This window comes from Denitratimonas tolerans, from assembly GCF_037203605.1.
Lineage (GTDB): Bacteria > Pseudomonadota > Gammaproteobacteria > Xanthomonadales > Xanthomonadaceae > Denitratimonas > Denitratimonas tolerans.
In genome coordinates, this window is sequence record NZ_JBBDHC010000008.1 from 135,997 (window position 1) to 155,152 (window position 19,156).

The 19,156-nt window shown below is 67.1% G+C and carries 13 protein-coding genes and 1 pseudogene; 10 read left to right on the forward strand and 4 right to left on the reverse strand.

Annotation, left to right across the window (positions count from 1 at the left end; translation table 11 throughout):
• Positions 1-55 precede the first annotated feature (55 nt).
• The 3 genes from WB794_RS07570 to WB794_RS07580 all read right to left on the reverse strand — a co-directional run bounded on the left by WB794_RS07570 (position 56) and on the right by WB794_RS07580 (position 6,649).
• Entirely contained in the window at positions 56-523 is a 468-nt protein-coding gene (locus WB794_RS07570) for a hypothetical protein (RefSeq protein ID WP_337335241.1), read from the reverse strand.
• A 17-nt stretch (positions 524-540) separates the two neighbouring features.
• Positions 541-1,884, reverse strand: coding sequence for an RHS repeat-associated core domain-containing protein (locus WB794_RS07575; RefSeq protein WP_337335242.1), 1,344 nt, complete (start codon positions 1,882-1,884; stop codon positions 541-543).
• Between the two features lie 241 nt (positions 1,885-2,125).
• The gene (locus WB794_RS07580; RefSeq protein WP_337335243.1) at positions 2,126-6,649 is read right to left on the reverse strand and encodes an RHS repeat-associated core domain-containing protein; all 4,524 of its coding nucleotides are present in this window, start codon (positions 6,647-6,649) and stop codon (positions 2,126-2,128) included.
• Between the two features lie 459 nt (positions 6,650-7,108).
• Here WB794_RS07580 and WB794_RS07585 point away from each other — a divergent pair.
• From WB794_RS07585 to WB794_RS07605, 5 genes and pseudogenes are all read left to right on the forward strand, one after another.
• A pseudogene (locus WB794_RS07585) lies at positions 7,109-7,420 on the forward strand (type IIL restriction-modification enzyme MmeI); the annotation flags it as partial.
• A 75-nt stretch (positions 7,421-7,495) separates the two neighbouring features.
• Positions 7,496-9,214: an ArnT family glycosyltransferase gene (locus WB794_RS07590; RefSeq protein WP_337335244.1), complete on the forward strand. Its 1,719-nt coding sequence runs from the start codon at positions 7,496-7,498 to the stop codon at positions 9,212-9,214.
• A 114-nt stretch (positions 9,215-9,328) separates the two neighbouring features.
• Positions 9,329-10,501 (forward strand): nucleotide sugar dehydrogenase, encoded by a 1,173-nt coding sequence (locus tag WB794_RS07595; protein ID WP_337335245.1) that lies wholly within the window; start codon positions 9,329-9,331, stop codon positions 10,499-10,501.
• A 48-nt stretch (positions 10,502-10,549) separates the two neighbouring features.
• Positions 10,550-11,296: a glycosyltransferase family 2 protein gene (locus WB794_RS07600; protein ID WP_337335246.1), complete on the forward strand. Its 747-nt coding sequence runs from the start codon at positions 10,550-10,552 to the stop codon at positions 11,294-11,296.
• Positions 11,293-11,619, forward strand: a complete 327-nt coding sequence (locus WB794_RS07605) for a lipid-A-disaccharide synthase N-terminal domain-containing protein (protein WP_337335247.1) — start codon at positions 11,293-11,295, stop codon at positions 11,617-11,619. Before WB794_RS07600 ends, WB794_RS07605 begins: the two co-directional genes overlap by 4 nt.
• A 61-nt stretch (positions 11,620-11,680) precedes the next feature.
• Here WB794_RS07605 and WB794_RS07610 read toward each other — a convergent pair whose 3' ends face one another.
• Entirely contained in the window at positions 11,681-12,952 is a 1,272-nt protein-coding gene (locus WB794_RS07610; protein WP_337335248.1) for a glutamate-5-semialdehyde dehydrogenase, read from the reverse strand.
• A 166-nt stretch (positions 12,953-13,118) separates the two neighbouring features.
• Here WB794_RS07610 and hflD point away from each other — a divergent pair, with 166 nt between their 5' ends.
• The 5 genes from hflD to pdxY all read left to right on the forward strand — a co-directional run bounded on the left by hflD (position 13,119) and on the right by pdxY (position 18,857).
• Positions 13,119-13,724 (forward strand): high frequency lysogenization protein HflD, encoded by a 606-nt coding sequence (gene hflD / locus WB794_RS07615; protein ID WP_337335249.1) that lies wholly within the window; start codon positions 13,119-13,121, stop codon positions 13,722-13,724.
• Positions 13,725-13,789: 65 nt separating this feature from the next.
• Positions 13,790-14,362, forward strand: a complete 573-nt coding sequence (locus tag WB794_RS07620) for an ECF-type sigma factor (RefSeq protein WP_337335250.1) — start codon at positions 13,790-13,792, stop codon at positions 14,360-14,362.
• Positions 14,359-17,133 carry a protein kinase domain-containing protein gene (locus tag WB794_RS07625; RefSeq protein WP_337335251.1) on the forward strand — a complete coding sequence of 925 codons (2,775 nt, stop codon included), beginning with the start codon at positions 14,359-14,361 and terminating at the stop codon, positions 17,131-17,133. Before WB794_RS07620 ends, WB794_RS07625 begins: the two co-directional genes overlap by 4 nt.
• A 108-nt stretch (positions 17,134-17,241) precedes the next feature.
• Positions 17,242-17,994 (forward strand): YggS family pyridoxal phosphate-dependent enzyme, encoded by a 753-nt coding sequence (locus WB794_RS07630; protein WP_337335252.1) that lies wholly within the window; start codon positions 17,242-17,244, stop codon positions 17,992-17,994.
• Positions 17,991-18,857 carry a pyridoxal kinase gene (gene pdxY, locus WB794_RS07635; RefSeq protein WP_337335253.1) on the forward strand — a complete coding sequence of 289 codons (867 nt, stop codon included), beginning with the start codon at positions 17,991-17,993 and terminating at the stop codon, positions 18,855-18,857. Before WB794_RS07630 ends, pdxY begins: the two co-directional genes overlap by 4 nt.
• The last annotated feature ends 299 nt before the right edge of the window (positions 18,858-19,156 follow it).

Genomic DNA, 19,156 nt, shown 5'->3' on the forward strand with positions numbered 1-19,156 from the left:
GGCAGAATCTACCGCGGCCCACAAAAAAGCATCCCATCCGGGTGTTTATTGAAAATCATGGCTCATTACCACACGCTTCGATTTTGCCTGGATAATTTGATTTGCACCATAGTTTCCACTTCTCATAATTCTGTTTGCGCTCTTCAGGCGTGGCACCATTGTAAACGAACAAAAAGCTTTCCCCAGTTATTTGATTTAGAATTGCGGCTATTGCGTCGTGTACCGTCTCGGGGCTGTAATGACGCGACGCCTCAAAGGAATCTGACGCTTTATTTGCGAGAGTAATCTTAGGCGCGGCCAAGGGGCGATTATCAGAAAGATGGCCAATGAGAGAGGGCACTGCTTGTTGCCCAAGCTTGCCAAGCTCGGCCAATGCCTTTTCCTGAGTTTTCGCTGACTTGGTTGTTTCATCAACAAGCCTGGAAATATGATTTTCCAACTCGCCATTAACGCCGCTTATCGCGCAACCCATCAGGACGCCTGAAAGCAGGAGCGTGGCCAAAAACCTGATAATAATGCTCATTTAATATCACCATTATTTTAGTCGCAACCGAAAGCATCAAGTATTCCCTGTCGGTCTGCCGGAGTTACTACCCCCATGTGTTCAGCCATGATCGTGCCTTCCCAGCCAGGCTGAGGCGTAGTAACCCCCGGGGTAGTTTCCGCGTAACGATCATCCAACTTCATAAGATGCCCTGCCTCATGCGCAGCCACCCATGGATGCTCTCCGCCGTACCACGTACCACCATTTCCTCGTACAAAGGACCGGCCTCTTCCAGATGGAACATTGATTGACGACGCGCGCCAACCACCAATGCTGGTCGTAACCTCAAAGCCAGGCGCAGACCATCTGTCTTCAATAGACGATCTCATAGCGGCTATCGTCGCGGAGGTCGCACCACTGCCTTTAAATTTAAGATTGATGTCGATCTTGGCCCGCCCATTACCCATGCATTCGCACTTTGTGCGCAACCCCAACGGATCCACAAACATCACCGGATTCCCACCCACATACGCATAGGTGTTGATCCCGCCATTGAGCCCGATGGGGTCGGATTGCAAGTACCTCCCCGTGGCCGGATCGTAGTCGCGGTGGATGTTGTAGGCAAAACCCGTCTCGGTATCGCGGTACTGGCCGGGGAAGCCGAGGGGGTAGCCGCCGATCTGATCGAGGGTCACGCTGTGGTTGAAGGCGGCCAGTCTTGCGCGCCAGACGATGGCGTTCGTCGAGTCGGTGATGCGCTCGGGGCGGCCCAGATGGTCGGCGTGCAGGTGGTACAGGGTATTGCTGTTGCCCGAGCCGTTGTTGCGCACGAAGGCGATGGGCCGGCCGTTGAGGTACAGGTGCTGGGTGCGCTGGTTTGTTGCGAGGTTGCGCTCGTAGAGCAGTTGGCCGTTCATGCCGTACACGAAGCGGGCGGTGGCGCCGTTGACGGTCTTTTCCACGCGCAGGCCGGTGGCGGCGATGGTGTAGCCGGCGTTGAGGCCCGGGCCGGTGATGGCGCTCAGGCGGTTGAAGGGGTCGTAGGTGAACTGCCAGGTCGATGCCGACGGGGTGATGTTCTCGAAGCCGTCGGCAAAGAGGCTTTGGGTGCCGTGGGGTTCGGCGGCGGGAGTTTCGTAGAAACGACGGGCGAAGGCAGGTTCGATGTAGCTCCCGCCCATCCCGTACTCGCCCTCACCCAGCTCCGGCTCCGGCTCGACGTTGAGGCTCAGCGGGCCGGTGAGGCTCTGTACCTGACCGGTAGGCTTGTAGGCGTAGCTGCGGTTCAGGCCGCCGCTGATGGCGCTGAGGCGGTTGCTGGTGGGGGCGATGGTGTAGCTGCTGGCGATGCCGCTGTGGGTGTGCCCCTCGCGGTTGCCGCTGGCGTCGTAGGCGAACACTTGGCAATCAAGGCCCGTTACATACCCCAAAATGCGTCCCAAAGTCGCTGCCACCATAATTTGAGAACATGCCCAATGTTAGTAGGGCGCTTAAACAATGAAAATAGCAGCCACAGTGTGCTTGCCGCAATAATAATAAACGCCACGAATGTAATCCATGCAGGACTAACGCTCCTGGAGATCCACCACGCAAGAATTACAACGGAAACAATAAGAAAATAGCGGAATAGAGTTAATCCGTTCACAATCCCATCGTCCCAAGTTCCATAAAAAAATCCCAAGGAGCTTCAAAAGCATTCATTATTCGCTCGCCGGCAATATTTAACCAGTATGGCTCATTTGGATCGTCAGACTCTGTCCCCCAAGGTAACAGACCTGAGCCCGTCTTTATGGTATCCGCTATAGAATAGTCACTACTATCTTCACAACCAGCCTCATTCCATTGTTGATTGGCTCGAGCAAGCGCCTTTTCAGCACTCATTACATTCCACGCCCCCAGCGCCACAAGTCCCGCACCCGGCGTTGAACCGACCCCAGTTCCCTGAATTCCGGCTCCTGCCATGATGCGAAGCGTGCCAGATGCGTAGAGCCGCCCCGCATTCATAGTGTTACCAATACTTACAAATGTCTTAGGCCAGTTTCTCAACCCCAACGGATCCACAAACATCACCGGATTCCCACTCACATACGCATAGGTGTTTATCCCGCCATTGAGTCCAATCGGGTCGGATTGCAAGTACCGCCCCGTGGCCGGATCGTAGTCGCGGTGGATGTTGTAGGCAAAACCCGTCTCGGTATCGCGGTACTGGCCGGGGAAGCCGAGGGGGTAGCCGCCGATCTGATCGAGGGTCACGCTGTGGTTGAAGGCGGCCAGTCTTGCGCGCCAGACGATGGCGTTCGTCGAGTCGGTGATGCGCTCGGGGCGGCCCAGATGGTCGGCGTGCAGGTGGTACAGGGTATTGCTGTTGCCCGAGCCGTTGTTGCGCACGAAGGCGATGGGCCGGCCGTTGAGGTACAGGTGCTGGGTGCGCTGGTTTGTTGCGAGGTTGCGCTCGTAGAGCAGTTGGCCGTTCATGCCGTACACGAAGCGCGTGGTGGCACCGTTGACGGTCTTTTCCACGCGCAGGCCGGTGGCGGCGATCTTGTAGCCGGCGCTGAGGCCGGGGCCGGTGATGGCGCTCAGGCGGTTGAAGGGGTCGTAGGTGAACTGCCAGGTCGATGCCGGCGGAGTCGTGCTCTCGAAGCCGTCGGCAAAGAGGCTTTGGGTGCCGTGGGGTTCGGCGGCGGGAGTTTCGTAGGAACGACGGGCGAAGGCGGATTCGATGTAGCTCCCACCCATTCCGTACTCACCTTCACCCAGCGCCGGCTCCGGTTCGGCATTCAGGCTCAGCGGGCCGGTGAGGCTCTGTACCTGGCCGGTAGGCTTGTAGGCGTAGCTGCGGCTCAGGCCGCCCGCGATGGTGTCGATGCGGTTGCTGGTGGGGGCGATGGTGTAGCTGCTGGCGATGCCGCTGTGGGTGTGCCCCTCGCGGTTGCCGCCGGCATCGTAGGCGAACGCCTGGTTGCCCATGCCCGCGAGGACCGACTCCAGACGATCGAGGTCATCGTAGCCATAGGTCTGCGTAGAACTGGGAATGGTGCCGTGGACCAGATCGGTGAGGCGGTCGTTGGTGTCATAGCCGTAGTTGAGGTTGTAGCCACCGCTGGTAGTGATGCGCGTCAGCCGACCGTCGAGGTCGAAGCGCTCGTCGCGGGTGGGTCCGTTGCCGTGGCGGAGGCGGTACTGGCTGCCCTGGTTGCCGGCCAGGGCGGTGAGCGCGATGCTGTCGGCCACGGTGTGTGCGATGCCGTCGAAGGTGGCGGTCATCGCGGTAACGCGGTCGAGGGTGTAGGCGTAGTCGGCAAAGACGCTGCCGGGGTATTCGATCCGGTGCAGCCGGCCCAGGTTGTCGTACTCGAAGCGGTGCAGGTAGCCGGTCTGGCCGCCAATCGTGGGCCGCTGCAGGGTGAGCGCGCCGTAGGCGTCATAGCCCAACTCCAGGCTCTGGTGCGGATCGTCGATGCGGCAGATGCGGCCCTTCCTGCCGGCACCGCAGTTGCTGCCCACGTCCCAGGTGGTGGTATGGGTCAGGCCGCCCGCCGTCACCGTGGTGGGCCGGCCCAGGGTGTCATAACCGTAGCCGAGGCTGACGCCATCGGCGCGGGTGGCACCGGTGCGCTGGCCGTAGGGGTTCCACTGCTGGGTGGTGGTGCCGGTGTCGGGGTTGCTGTAGCTCCACAGCTGGCCGAAGCCGTCGTACTGCCACTGGGTGACGAGGCCGCGCGGATCGGTGACCTGCGTGATGCGGTGGTTCTTGTCGTACTCGAACGAGGTGAGGCCCAGTTCGGCATCGGTCCGGGCGGTGAGGCGGTTCAGGGCGTCGTACTGGAACTGCGTCACCTGGCCCAGCGTGCGGGTGAGGGTTTGAAGGTTGCCGTTGAGGTCGTAGGTGTAGCCGGTTTCCTGTCCGTTATTGCCGCGCCGGGCGCGCACGCGGTCGAGTTCGTCGTAATCGGTGTAGCTGCGCGCGATCAGGGCGCCGTTCAGACGCACCTCCTCGCGAACAGGATTGCTGGCCGCATCGTGGAACCATTCGCGCACCTGCGGGCCGGCGGGCGTGTTGCGGGTGACGGTCTGGAGGCGACGGGCGCTGTCGTAGGCGTAGCTCTCGGTCACCCCGTCGGGCGAGGTCACCGCGTCGAGCAGGCCCGAGGCGGCGTAGGCGTACTGCGTGGTCTGGACGCCGCCGTTGCGGAAGCTGCGCACCTGACGAACCCGGCCGCGGGCGTCGTAGTCGTACTCGATCTTCTCGCCGTTCACCCCCACGACCCGCCCCGGCTGGCCGCGGCCGTTGTGCTGGCTGTAGGTCACCGAGTGGCCGAGGCTGTTCTTCACCTCGGTCAGGTCGCCCTGCGCGCTGTAGGTGGAGGTGATTTGATCGCCGGTGCCGGGCAGCGGACCGTCTTCGGTGAGGGTTTTGACCAGCCCGTTGGGGTGGAAGGTGTAGGCGTAGCCGGTGCTGCGGGTCTGGTTGGGCGTGCCGTGGGGCGAGAGGTTGTGGTGGGTGACGCTTTTCAGGCGGTGATCGGGATGATAGGCAAAACTCTGCCGATGGTCGCCCTGCAATTCCACCCAGTTCGGGCGGTTGTTGGCCGTATCCCAGTCGTAGGTGGTGGTGCGGGCGACGGGCGTGCCTTCGGCTTCGACGATACCCAGCAGGTGGCCCTGGTCGTCGTGGGTGAAGCGGGTGAGGTGACCTCTGGCGTCGGTGATCGTTTCGGGATAACCGCGGGTGTCGTAGCCCTGTTCGGCAACGCTGGCGACGCAGTGGGTGGAGGCCAGGCCCTCCACTTCGCCGATGCGGCCTTCTTCGATGGTGTAGATGGTTTCCTTGCCCAGCGCGTTGGTCTGGGTGACGTACTCCATCGCGATGGGCTGGCTGAGGATGGCGAAAGCCGCGTCCGCGATCTGCCGACGGGCGGCCAGCTCGGCGGCATCCTCGCCCGGGCCGGGTGCATGATGCGGAATGGTGCAGATGCGCGTGATCGGATCGCAGTCGCCGCCGGGCGGCGGCGGCAGCGGCGGTGGATTGGCCGGCGGCGTCATCGTGCCCTGATACGCGAACGTGTGCTGATCCAGAGGCACCGCCGCGCTGCCGTGTCGGCTGAGGGTGGCGCGCCCGAGGCCGTCGTAATCGAAGGTGGAATAACGCACGCCGCCGTAGGAAACGCCCGTCAGCGCGCCGGGAAGAGTGGCCTTCTCGTAGTGATACTTGACCAAAGTCGCCGGTGATGCAGGGGAGCCTGCGGACGCGGGCAGCGTGACCGAGGCCAGCCGATGCAGGCCGCTGCCGAAGGCGTTGAGGTCGTAGCCGTAGTCGAACGCGGCCCCGTCGGGATCGGTGACGCGGGTCAGGCGGTTGCCGGTCCAGGTGAACTGCACCGAGCGGCCCGAGGTGTGGGTGACCGATTGCAGGTAGTTGCCGCTGTAGGAAAATGTCCAGCCGATGCCTTGGCGGTTGCGGACCGTTTGCGCGTAACCGAAACGATCATAGCGTTCGATGGTTTGCGCCTCGGTATGGTGCTCATACTCGGTTCCCACCTGGATGACGTAAGCCACTGGCCCGGCCTTGTCCTCCTCGAAACGGGCGGCTGCGGCGCGCCATGAATACTTGATGCGCCGCCCGTCTGGGCGCTGAAGCCAAAGCGTACTGGCGTCCTGGCGAACGAGCGAGTAGTCGAAGTTGCTGATCCAGTGCCGCCCGAACAGGCCCGAGTAGACCCAGTAATGGTTGTAGGTGCGGCGCAGGTACAGGCCCATTTCCCCGGCGCTGGAAAAATCCAGCGCCGACTCGATCTTGTTGCCCGTGGTGATCACCACCGGATTGCCGGCTCGCTCACCGCAGTCTTTCTCGGCCGCATCGCGTACCTCGGTCGCATTGCCGGCGTTGCCACGACCGCCGCCGCCTCCGCCGATCCCCGCGAAGTTTCCTTGGTCGTCTACGGACGTGCTGCGTCCGTCGTCCTCGAACCAGCAGGTTCGCGGCTCGCGCGTGGTCCCATGCTCCGTCTGGACCGTGGGCGCGACGCACACCAGTTGCGGTAGCGCCAGAACGGGTGTGGCAAGAGGCAAGGCCATCAGGAACCAGAGCGCCGCCGCGCACTGCGCACCGCGCGCCGCGCCGATGCGCTGGAAAAGACGGTGGAAATGATTGGATGCAGACACGCGCGTTACCCCCCTCGACTCGGAATGTCGGCAATCAGAATTTGTCGTTACCCGAAATGGCAGTGATCGTCAAGCAATGGATTGAAAGCATGCCCTTTTGATTAGCTGTCAGTACTAGAGCGGCATCGTCTAAAACAACTTCCCCTAGCCCGATCTGACGGAAGCAAAGACGCTGGATGGGACAGACGTTCGTCTGTCAAAAGCGGCTAGCCTTCACGGGACCTGATTAGCCCTGACTCTCAGCTCGTCATTCCTGCGAAGGCAGGAATCCAGTGTCTTTGCTTCCAGATGCCCCCACAACAAAAGCCAAGTCACCGGGTTTCCGCCAAAAGCATGCGGGAATGGCGAGCCAAAGCCACTCTTCGCCGAAGCATCGGCTGAGGATCAGGGCTAATCAGGTCACGGGAATGACAAGCAAGGGCACGCGGGCATGACGAGCAAGGGCAAAAGCTTCGCGCCGCCATCGAGGCCGCCGCGCAGGCCGTGCTCGACGCCCGCGCCCAGTTTCCCGATGCCACCCTCGCCGACCTCTACGACCCGCTGACCATGCCGCCGGCGCTGGTGAAAGCCCACGCCGCGCTCGACAAGGCCGTGGACGCCGCCTACCTCGCCGCCGAAAAAGCCGCCGGCCGCAAACCGCCCAGGCTCACCACCGACGCCGAACGCGTCGCCTTCCTGTTCGAGCGCTACCAGCAGCTCACCTCCCTGCTGCCCGAGCCTTCCGCCAAGCCCGCGCGTGCCCGCAAGCCCCCGCGCCCGCGTAGCGCGTGATCGGCTGCCAAAACGATTTTTCCACGCGACCTGCGCCACAATACGCGTTCTGTCGCGACCCGCTCCCGCCGCTCGATGCACTTCAATCCATCGCGTTCCTCCTTCGCCTGGCCGATTCCGCTGCTGCTCGCGCTGGTCGTGCTTTCGCTCCTGGCCGGGATCGGCATGCGCGAACCGATGCCGGCAGACGAGCCACGCTTCGTGCTGGTCGCGCAAACGATGGTGGAGACCGGGGACTGGCTGTTCCCGCGACGCGGCAGCGAGCTGTATGCCGAAAAACCGGCCACGTTCATGTGGATGCAGGCCGCCAGCCAGCAGCTGGTGGGCAACTGGCGGATCGCCTTCCTGCTGCCCTCGCTGCTGGCCGCGCTCGCCACGCTGTGGCTGAGCGGGGATCTGGCGCGGCGGCTGTGGGGACGCCGCGCCGTGCCGTACGCGGTGTTCGGCCTGTTCGTCTGCCTGCAGTTCGCCCTGCAGGCCAAGCGCGCGCAGATCGACATGGCGCTGGTCGGCCTGACCACGCTGTCGCTGTGGGCGCTGCTGCGCTACCTGCTGGAAAAACCGGATCCGCGGCTGCTGGCGCTGGGCGCATTCGCCGCCGGCCTGGGCACGGTGACCAAGGGTGTGGGTTTCCTGCCGCTTTTGGTGTTCCTGCCCTGGCTGTGGGTGCGGGCGAAGTCGGCGCACGCGCTGCCGCCCCATCGCGGCTGGCACGCGCTGGCGGGCGTGGCGGGCTTCCTGCTCGGTGCCGGCGTCTGGCTGGTTCCGATGCTGACGGCGGTGCTGGCGTCCGATGATCCGGCGCTGCACGCCTATGCCCGCGAGATGCTGCTGCGCCAGACCGCGACCCGCTATGCCAACGCCTGGCACCACGTGCAGCCGGCCTGGTACTACCTGCAGTCGATGCTGACCCTGTGGCTGCCGGGCATCCTGCTCGCGCCCTGGCTGCTGCCGGCCTGGTGGCGACGCCTGCGCCGGGTCGATCCGCGCTACGCGCTGCTGCTGGGCTGGGCGGCGCTGGTGCTGATTTTCTTCAGTTCCACGCCGGGCAAGCGCGAGGTGTACATCTTCCCGATCCTGCCGGCGCTGTGCATCGCCGCCGCGCCGCTGCTGCCGGCGCTGCTGCGCCGGCGCGGGGTGCGGGCGGTGCTGTGGGGATGGATCGGCACGCTCGCCCTGGCCGGACTGGCGCTGGGCGCGTGGCTGCTGCTGGCGACTCCCGAGCGCCTGCGCCCGCTGGTCGAGGGGCGCGGCATGGATGCGGCCGTCGCGGTGGCGATGGGACGCTGGCTGCTGGCCTTCGGGCTGGCCGCGCTGGCCGCGATCGTGCTGGCGCTGTGGCGGCGACGCGGGCAGCCGGCCACGGCGGTGATCGTGATTACCGCGCTGCTGTGGATCGTTTACGGCGTCGGCCTGATACCGGCGATCAGCCCGGAGAGTTCGGCGCAGGCGCTGATGCAGCGGGTCGGCGAGCGCATCGGTCCGGAGGCCGAACTGGCGATGCTGGGCTGGCGCGAGCAGCACAGGCTGCAGGCCGACCGCCCGGTCGTGGATTTCGGCTTCAAGCGGCCCTGGGACGAACAGTGGCCGCTGGCGCGCGACTGGCTGCAGGCCGATCCGTCCCGGCGCTGGCTGTTCCTGCGCCTGGAGGCGGTCGGCCCGTGCATGGATGCAACCCAGGTCATCGACATCGGCGCATCCAACCGCCGCGCCTGGGCGCTGCTGCCGGGCCACGCCTGGATCGCGGGCTGCGACATGCCGGCGGGCTGGGCGGCGGAGATCGAGCACGAATGAGCAGCGGCAGCGCATGAACAGGCTTCTGGACGGCATGGCCGGCTGCATCGGACCGCGCACCGCGCGCGAGCCGCGGCATCACGGCAACCCTCGACACTTCACGGGAACCACCGCATGAAACGCATCACCGTCGCCGGCGCAGGCTATGTCGGTCTTTCCAACGCGGTGATGCTGGCGCGACAGCATGCGGTGACGATCCTGGACATCGATGCGGCCAGGATCGAGGCGATCAGGCAGCGCACCTCGCCCATTTCCGACCCGGACATCGAGCGCCAGCTGCGCGACGAAAGCCTGCACCTTGCCACCAGCACCGATCCCGGACAGGCGCTGGCCGGTGCCGACTTCGTCTTCATCGCCACGCCCACCAACTACGATCCGCACAGCAACCAGTTCGACACCGAGTCGGTCCAATCCGTCGTGCGCGCGGCGATGACGCTGTGTCCCGAGGCCCTGATCGTGATCAAGTCCACCGTCCCGGTCGGCTTCACCGAGGCGCTCAAGACCGAGCTGGGATTTGCCAACCTCGTGTTTTCACCCGAGTTCCTGCGCGAAGGTTCGGCCCTGCACGACAGCCTGCACCCCTCGCGCATCGTGGTGGGCGAACGGTCGCCGCGCGGGCGCGAACTGGCCGATCTGCTGCTGGCCGCCAGCCTGCGCCCGGATGCGCCGGTGCTGCTGACCGGCAACACCGAGGCCGAGGCGATCAAGCTGTTCGCCAACACCTATCTGGCCATGCGCGTGGCCTTCTTCAACGAACTGGACACCTACGCGGCGGTGAACAAGCTGGATGCCCGCCAGATCATCGAAGGCGTCTGTCTCGACCCGCGCATCGGCGACCATTACAACAACCCGTCCTTCGGCTACGGCGGCTACTGCCTGCCCAAGGACACCCGCCAGCTGCTGGCCAACTACGACCGCGTGCCGCAAACCCTGATCCGCGCCATCGTCGATGCCAACACCACGCGCAAGGACTTCATCGCCGACGACATCCTGCGGCTGAACCCGCGCGTGGTCGGCATCCATCGGCTGGTGATGAAGTCCGGCAGCGACAACTTCCGCTCCAGCAGCGTGCAGGGCGTGATGAAGCGGCTCAAGGCCAAGGGCGTGGAGGTGATCGTGTACGAACCCCTGCTGCACGCCAGCACCTTCTTCAACTCCGAAGTGATCGACGATCTGGATGCGTTCAAGCGCCTTGCCGACGTGATCGTCACCAATCGCCAGACCGCGGATCTCGCCGATGTGGCGGGAAAAATCTACAGCCGCGACCTGTTCGGCGCCGATCGCTGAAATGTCGTCCACGCTTCCGCTTTGCGCCCCTGCCTTCAGAGACACGCCATGACCGCACTGTCCATCGTCATTCCCGTATTCAACGAGCGCGACAACATCGCGCCGCTGGTGCACGAGGTGGTCCGGCACCTGCGCGGCCGCGTCCAGTTCGAGATCGTCTGCGTGGACGACCGCTCCGACGACGACACCCGCGAGGTGCTCGCGGCGCTGCGCGCCGAGGTACCGGAGCTGCGCGCCTTTGCCCACGCCGCGCGCTGCGGCCAGAGCGCTGCGATCCGCAGCGGCGTCAGGCACGCGCTGGCCCCCTGGATCGCCACGCTCGATGGCGACGGGCAGAACGATCCGGCCGACATCCCGAAGCTGCTGGACGCGCGCGACGCGGCCGAGGCCGAGGTCAAGCTGTTCGCCGGCTGGCGCGTGTCGCGGCAGGATTCGGGCAGCAAGCGCTGGGCCTCGCGCTGGGCCAACCGCATCCGCCAGTGGCTGCTGCGCGACAACACCCCGGACACCGGCTGCGGCATCAAGCTGTTCGAGCGCGCCGCCTTCCTCGACCTGCCCTACTTCGACCACATGCACCGCTACCTGCCGGCGCTGATGCAGCGCGCCGGCTGGAAAACCGTCAGCGTGCCGGTATCGCACCGCGCGCGCGGCGCGGGCCAGTCCAAATACACCAACGTCGGTCGCGCCCTGGTCGGCGTGCGCGACCTGCTCGGTGTGTCCTGGTTGATCCAGCGCAGCCACGTCGTCGTCACCGACGAAATTCCCGCGCCACGGCCGGTGGAGCAAGGGCGATGAATGAGGAAATCCTGTGGCTGGGCTGGACCGGGCTGCACATGACCCCGTGGAAGCTGATCGGCCTGGGCGGCGCGATGATGTTCGGCCTGCGCTGGCTGGTGCAGGTGGTCGCCTCGCACCGCGCGAAACGCCCGGTGATTCCTCGCCTGTTCTGGTACATGAGCCTGGCCGGCAGCCTGATGGCGCTGAGCTATTTCCTGTTTTCCGCCAAGCAGGATGCCGTGGGTGTGCTGCAGAACCTGCTGCCCGCCTTCACCGCCGCCTACAGCCTGATGCTCGACATCCGCAGCGGCGGCAAGCCGCCTGCGGCAAAGTCCGGCTGAGCCACTGCGCCCGCGGTGCCACGGCGCGCACGGGCCGCGCGCACGGCGGTTTGCTTCGCCCTCAGGAATCCGTTGCGCGAAGCGGGTGCCGCACCTGGCCTTCGCCTTCGACCACGAAGCGCTCGATGGTGAGCGACTCGGCACCCATCGGGCCGTAGGCGTGCAGGCGCGTGGTGGAGATGCCGATTTCCGCGCCCAGGCCCAGCTCGCCGCCGTCGGAAAAGCGCGAGGAGGCGTTCACCATCACCACCGCCGAGCGCAGCGCCGCCACGAAGCGCCGCGCGGCGGCCTCATCGCGGGTGGCGATGACCTCGGTGTGGTCCGAGCCGAAGCGGCGGATGTGGGCGATGGCCTGTTCGAGATCGTCCACCACGCGCACCGCCAGAACGAGATCCAGGAACTCGGCGGCGTAGTCATCCTCGCTGGCCTCGGCCATGTCCGGCACGCGCGCACGCGACGCCGCGTCGCCGCGCAGTTCGACCCCGCGCGCGCGCAGCGCGGCGGCGGCGCGCGGCAGGAAGGCGTCGGCGACGTCGCGGTGCACCAGCAGGGTTTCCAGCGCGTTGCAGACGCCGGGACGACTGGTCTTGCCGTCGATGAGCAGGTCCAACGCCAGATCCAGGTCTGCGGCGGCGTCCACGTACAGGTGGCAGACGCCCTTGTAGTGCTTGATCACCGGCACGCGCGCGTGCTCGGCGACGAAGCGGATCAGTCCTTCGCCGCCGCGCGGGATGGCCAGATCCACGAGATCGGTGAGCTGCAGCAGTCTGACCATGGTGTCGCGCGAAAGATCGGTGATCAGGGTCAGCACCGCTTCGGGCAGGCCGGCGGCGGCGATGGCCTCCTTGAGCGCGGCGGCGATCGCGGTGTTGGAGTGGATCGCCTCCGAGCCGCCGCGCAGGATCACGCCGTTGCCGGCGTAGAGGCACAGCGCGGCGGCATCGGCGGTGACGTTGGGGCGCGCCTCGTAGATCATCGCGACGACGCCCAGCGGCACGCGCACGCGCCGCACCCGGATGCCGTTGGGGCGGACTTCCTCGCGCGTGACCTGCCCCACCGGATCGGGCAGCGTGGCGACGTGGCGCACCGCATCGGCGATCGCGGCCAGGCGCGGTGCATCCAGGCGCAGGCGATCGAGCATCGCGCCGGTGGTGCCGCGCGCCTGCGCCGCCTCCATGTCGCGCGCGTTGGCCGCGAGGATGGCTTCGGCATGGGCATCGAGCCGTGCGGCCATGGCGTCGAGCAGGGCGCGCCGGGCATCGGTGGGCATTTCCGCCAGCGGCTGCGCGCCGTCGCGGCAGGCCAGCGCCTGGGAGGAGATGTCAGCGGTCATCGGGTGGCCCGTTGAAGATGGAGACCGGAACCTACCCGCGGCGAGGGCGGATTTCCAGCATCATGCACGACGCGCGCGGCGGCAGCGGTTTCCCAGCGCCGCCGAAATCGCCGAAAATCGGGTTTTGCACGCATCCGCCGCGCGCCGCGGCCGACAGAGGACATCGATGAAAGATCGCACGCTTGCGCTGGCCGGCATGATGCAGGGCCTGCGCCTGGTCCAGTCCATCGCCCGCAGCGGGCAGGCGGACGAGGCCGACCTCGCCGCATCGCTGGCCTCGGTGTTCCGCATCGACGCCGACTCGGTGGAGGCGGTCTACGGTTCGGCGCATCTCATGAAGACCGGACTGGAAATCCTGGTCGGGCAATTCCAGGGCGGCGGGCAGCGCGACGGCAGCCTCGGCAAGATGGCCATGACGGTGCTGAGCGTGGAGCGCCAGCTCAACGCCCGCGCCGACCTGCTCGACGCGCTGCAGGAGGGCATCATCGAGGCGGGACGGCAGCGCGAGCACTTCGGCGTCACCCATCCCACCGTCGTCGCGCGTCTGGGCGAGGTCTATGCCAACACCGTCAGCCGCCTGTCCACCCGGGTGCTGGTGCAGGGCGATCCGACGCAGCTCCAGCAGGAGGCCGTCGTGGCGCAGGTGCGCGCCTGCCTGCTGGCCGCAGTGCGTTCGGCCGTGCTCTGGCGCCAGATGCGCGGCAGCTACTGGGATTTCCTGCTGCGCCGGCGCGCCATGGTGGATGCGGCGCGACGCTGGCTGGCCACCTGATCGCCGCCCCGGCGACCGCCGCGGCACGCGCCTATACTCACCGCACCGCCCTTGCGATCCCGCCCATGATCGACGCTGCGCCCGATGATGCCCACGCGCTGACCGTCCTGTTGCACCGCTGGCAGGATGGCGACGTGGTGGCACGGGAAGAATTGATGGCGCTGGTATACCGCCGCGTGCGGGCCATCGCCGGCCAGTCGCTGGCGCAGCACGCGCAAGCGACGATGACGCCGACCGAGCTGGCGCACGAAGCCCTGATCCGGCTGCTCGCCGCCGACGCGGGCTGGGCGGACCGGCGGCATTTCTTCCACGTCGTGGCACAGGCGACGCGCCAGGTCATCGTCGACCACGCGCGCCGCCGCCTGAGCGAAAAGCGCGGCCAGGGCCAGGCCATCCTGCCGCTGAGCCAGGCACCCGAGCTTCCTGGCGGCGGTGCCGACGACGACGTGGTGCGCGTGGACGAGGCCATCGTGGCGCTGGCGAAGGAAGACCCGCGCCAGGCGCAGGTCGTTGAACTGAGCTACTTCGGCGGCTTCTCGCGCGAGGAAATCGGTGCCGCGCTGGAGTTGTCGGTGGCCACGGTCGACCGCGACCTGCGCTTCGCGCGCGCCTGGCTCAAGGACGCGCTTTCGCCATGACGGGCGCGGCGGCGCACGCACAACTGGCCGAGCTGTTCCACGCCCTGCTCGACCTGCCGCCGGAGCAGCGCGAAGCGCGGCTGGCGGAACTCGACATCACCCTGGCCGAGCGCCTGCGCCGTCTGCTCGACGCGGACGACCAGACCCGCGACCCGATGGCCGCGGCCGTCAATCTGGGCGGCAGCATGCTGGTCGAACCGGTAGCCGACGGGATGCGGCTGGGGCCGTGGCGCGTGCTGCGCGAGCTCGGGGCCGGCGGCATGGGTACGGTGCTGCTGGCCGAACGCGCCGACGGACAGTTCGAGCAACAGGTCGCGATCAAGCTCATTCGCGGCTTCCCCACGACGGAAGGCCAGCGCCGCCTGCGCCAGGAGCGCCAGATCCTCGCCCAGCTCGATCATCCCAACATCGCGCGCCTGATCGACGGCGGGCAGACCCCGGACGGCCAGCCGTATGTCGTGATGGAGTATGTCCAGGGCGTGGGCCTGCTCGATTACCTCGCCCAGGCCGCGCCGGGCATCGAAGCGCGCCTGGCCTTGTTCGACCGCATCGCCGACGCGGTGCAGCACGCCCACGGGCGGCTGGTGATCCACCGCGACCTCAAGCCCGCCAACGTGCTGGTGCAGGACAACGGCGACCCCAAGCTGCTGGATTTCGGCGTGGCCAAACTGGTCGACGTGGGTGCCGACTCCGGCGAGCAGGAGTCCTCCACCCGCGTCTTCAGCCGCGGCTACGCCAGCCCCGAGCAGCGCGCGGGCAACGCCATTTCCACCGCCACCGACGTCTATGCGCTGGGCGTGGTGCTGCGGGAAATGCTGACCGGCGAGCGCGAACCCGGCGCGCACGTGGCGCTGCCCGACGGTTTCGCGCCACTTGCGCTTCCTGCCGACCTGCGCGGCATCCTCGGGCGCGCCACGGAAGCCTCACCCGACGACCGCTATCCCACGGTGGAAGCGATGCGCGCCGATATTGCGCGCTGGAGCGAGGGCCGGCCCGTGCTGGCGGCCTCGGACAGCTGGCTCTACCGCACGCGCAAGTTCATCGGCCGCCATCGCGCCGGCGTGGCGCTGGTGCTGCTGGCGCTGATGGCCTCCTCGGGATTCGTCTGGCGGCTGGCGGTGGAGCGCAGCCGCGCGATCGAGGCGGAAGCCACCGCGACCCGCGCGCTCGAAGCGGCCGAGCGCGACAACCAGGCCGCGCGCGCCTCGCTCGAGTTCCTCGTCCGCACCCTGGCGGCCGCCGCGCCGGAAGTGGCGATGAGCACCCAGATCAGCGTGCGCGACCTGCTCGATCAGGCGCGCGCCGGCATGACGGAGGACGCCGCCTTGCCTCTGAACGCACGCCAGACCGTGCAGCGCCTGCTCGGCAACCTGTACATGTCGCTGGGCGAACCAGTGATCGCGGCGGAGCTTTTCAGCGACGGCGTGGCCGGGGTGGAGCCGAAGACCACGGCAGAAGCCTTGGCCTTCGCACGCGACCTCGACAGCCTGTCGAGCCTGCAAGGCACGCTGGGACAAGGCGATGCGTCGTTGCGCCATGCGCAGGACGGTGCCGCCCTGCGCGAGCGCTTTGCTCCGGGCGACGCTGCCGAGCGCATTCGCAGCCAGGCCCAGCTCGCCTATGCCCACTACCGCCGCAACGAGCTGGACCAGGCCCACCGACTGTGGGATGCGATCCTCGCCAATCCGCCGCCGGACGCACCGATCGACACGCTGCTGGATGTCTACCACGTCTCGGCCACCAGCTGGCTGGCGCAGAACGAATACGAGCGCGGTCTGGCGACCAGCCGCGCGGGTCTGGCCTACGCCAGCTCGAAGGGCATTGCCACCCAATCCATCCTGATCGTGAGCCTGGTGCGCGCCCACGCCGAGCTGTTGACCAACGCCGGACGCGCCGCGGAGGCGACGGATCTGCTGCAGGACATCATCGCCGTGCAGGAAAACACCGCCGGACTGCGCGGCATCCGCGCGGGAAATCTCTTCAACGCGCTGGGCAACGCGCTCAGCGCCCAGGGTCGCTACCGCGAGGCCGTCGAGGCCCTGCATCGCGCCGACGCGCTTACCCGGGACTCCGCGCAGAGTGACCCGGACAGGGCCATTTCGCTGGGCAACCTCGGCAGCGTGATGGAAAACGCCGGCGACTATGCCGGTGCGTTGCGCAACTTCGACGCCGCCTTCGCGCTGGTGGAAAACTCCACCGCCCCGCGGGACGCGGTCATGCAGATCCGCCGCAACCGCGCCCGCTGCCTCGGGCTGTCCGGACGCCACGCCGAGGCGCTCGCGCAGCTCGAAGCGCTGCAGGACCAATCCCGCCGCGACGAGGGCGAGGACTCGGCGAACTACGCCCTGACCACCTGGCAGCTGGCGGTCCTTGCGCGCCAAATGCATGACCCGGCGCGCGGTGAAGGCTGGCTTGAAGAGGCGGCACGCGTTTTCACCGCCATCGTGGGGCCTGACCACATCCTGCACGCCCACGTCCTCCGCGTCCGCGCCGCGTTCGCGCAGATGCGCGGTGACCTCACCGCCGCCGCACGCGACATCGACGAGGCGATCACCCGCCTCGAAGCACTGGGCGGCATCGAGGTGGATGTTGCCATTGCGCGCGCCGAGCGCGCAGGCATCAATGCCGAACGCGGCCGCCGCGCTGCGGCACGGCGCGAACTGGCGCAGGCGCTGCCGATTCTGCGCACGGCCATGCTTCCCGCCGAGGTCAACCGCGCCCGGGCCGAAGCCGTTGCCAGCCACCTGGGGCTTCCCGCCTCGGGACAATGACTACTCGCCAAACGCTTCCGCACCGACGGCGCGTGTCGTGACCGGCGCTGCCGGCTGCATCACAATGACGCCGTCGCACCGCTCCGCCCCCTTGCCGCACACCTTGCCATGATCGACCACGAATCCACCCTGCGCGCCAACCTCGACGCCGTCCGCGCGCGCATTGCCGCTGCCTGCCGCGCCGCCGCGCGCAATCCGTCCGAAGTGCGCCTGCTGCCGGTCAGCAAGACCGTGGACCAGGCGCGCCTGCGCGCGGCCTACGCGCTGGGACTGCGCGAGCTGGGCGAAAACAAGGTCCAGGAAGCGCAGGCCAAGTCCGAGGCCATGGCGGATCTGGCCGACCTGCGCTGGGTGCTGATCGGCCACCTGCAGACCAACAAGGCCAAAAACGCCGCGCGCTTTGCCAGCGAGTTCCAGGCGCTCGACAGCCTGCGCGCCGCCGAGGCGCTGGACCGACACCTGCAGAAGGAAGGCCGCGCCATGGACGTGCTGGTGCAGGTCAACACTTCGGGCGAAGACACCAAGTTCGGCCTGCCGCCCGACGAGGTGGCCGCTTTCGTGAAAAAGCTTCCCGCCTTCCCGTCGCTGCGCGTGCGCGGCCTGATGACGCTGGCACTGTTTTCCGACGACGCGGCGCGGGTGCGGCACTGCTTCGTCACCCTGCGCACGCTGCGCGACCGCCTGCGCCAGGACGCGCCGGACGGCATCGCGATGGATGAGCTTTCCATGGGCATGTCCGGCGATTTCGAACTGGCGATCGCGGAAGGCGCGACCACGGTGCGCGTGGGCACCGCCATCTTCGGGCATCGCGCGACGCCCGACAGCGACTACTGGCCGGGCTTTGCCGGAAAACCGGAATGAGCGCCGAGGAATCCTTCCGGCCATCCGCCGGCGCGCGCCTGATCGATGCGATTTCGGTGCAGTCGCAGGTCGCCTACGGCAACGTCGGCAACACCATCGCGGTACAGGTGCTGCAGGCATGCGGGCTGCAGGTGGCCGCGGTGCCCACGGTGATCCTCGGCAACACGCCGCACTATCCGACGATGCACGGCGGCGCGCTGCCGCAGGACTGGTTCGAGGGCATCCTCGACGATCTCGCGGCGCGCGAGGCGGCGACCCGTGCCGATCTGGTGCTGGCCGGCTACCTCGGTTCGCCGGCACAGGGGCTGGCGCTGGCGCGCTGGCTGGACCGGGTGCGCGTGGCGAATCCCGCGCTCGGCTTCCAGATCGACCCGGTGATCGGCGACCGCGATACCGGCGTCTACACCGATCCGGCGCTCATCCCGGTCTGGCGCGACGCGCTCGCGCCGCGCGCCGAAGGGCTGACGCCCAACCACTTCGAGCTGGAGCAGCTGGTCGGGCACACGCTGCCGACGCTCGACGCCTGCGCGCAAGCGGCCGCCAGTCTGCTGAACGAGGTCACCCGCTGGGTGGTGGTCACCAGCGCCGCGCCGGACGACTGCCCCGGCGGCCGCCTGCAGGTACTGCTGCTCACCCGCGAAGGCAGCGAGCGCATCGAGCACCCGCACGTGCCGCATCCGGTCAAGGGCACGGGCGACCTGTTCGGTGCTCTCATCGCCGGCCGCAGGGCGCGCGGCGTCACGCTGACCGAGGCGGTGCGCCGCGCCTGCGACGACACCGTGGCGGTGCTGCGCCACGGGCAGGAAAAGGGCTGGCAGGAATTGGCCCTGCCGCAGGCCATCGCCCGCCGACTCGCTGATTGAACAACATCCCGTCGGCAGCGCAGCATCCCATCGGGGACGTAGGTCGGCCCTACGCGGCCGACGTTGGCGGGCATCGAACATCCCGTCGGGGGCGTAGCCCCGACCTACGACGACATCGCGTTGCGGCGTGCGAAAACGCGCCACCAAGCCTCGCGTCGGCAGCGCGGCATCCCGTCAGCATCCCGTCGGGGACGTAGGTCGGCCCTACGCGGCCGACGTTGCCGGGCATCGAACATCCCGTCGGGGGCGTAGCCCCGACCTACGACGACATCGCGTTGCGGCGTGCGAAAACGCGCCAC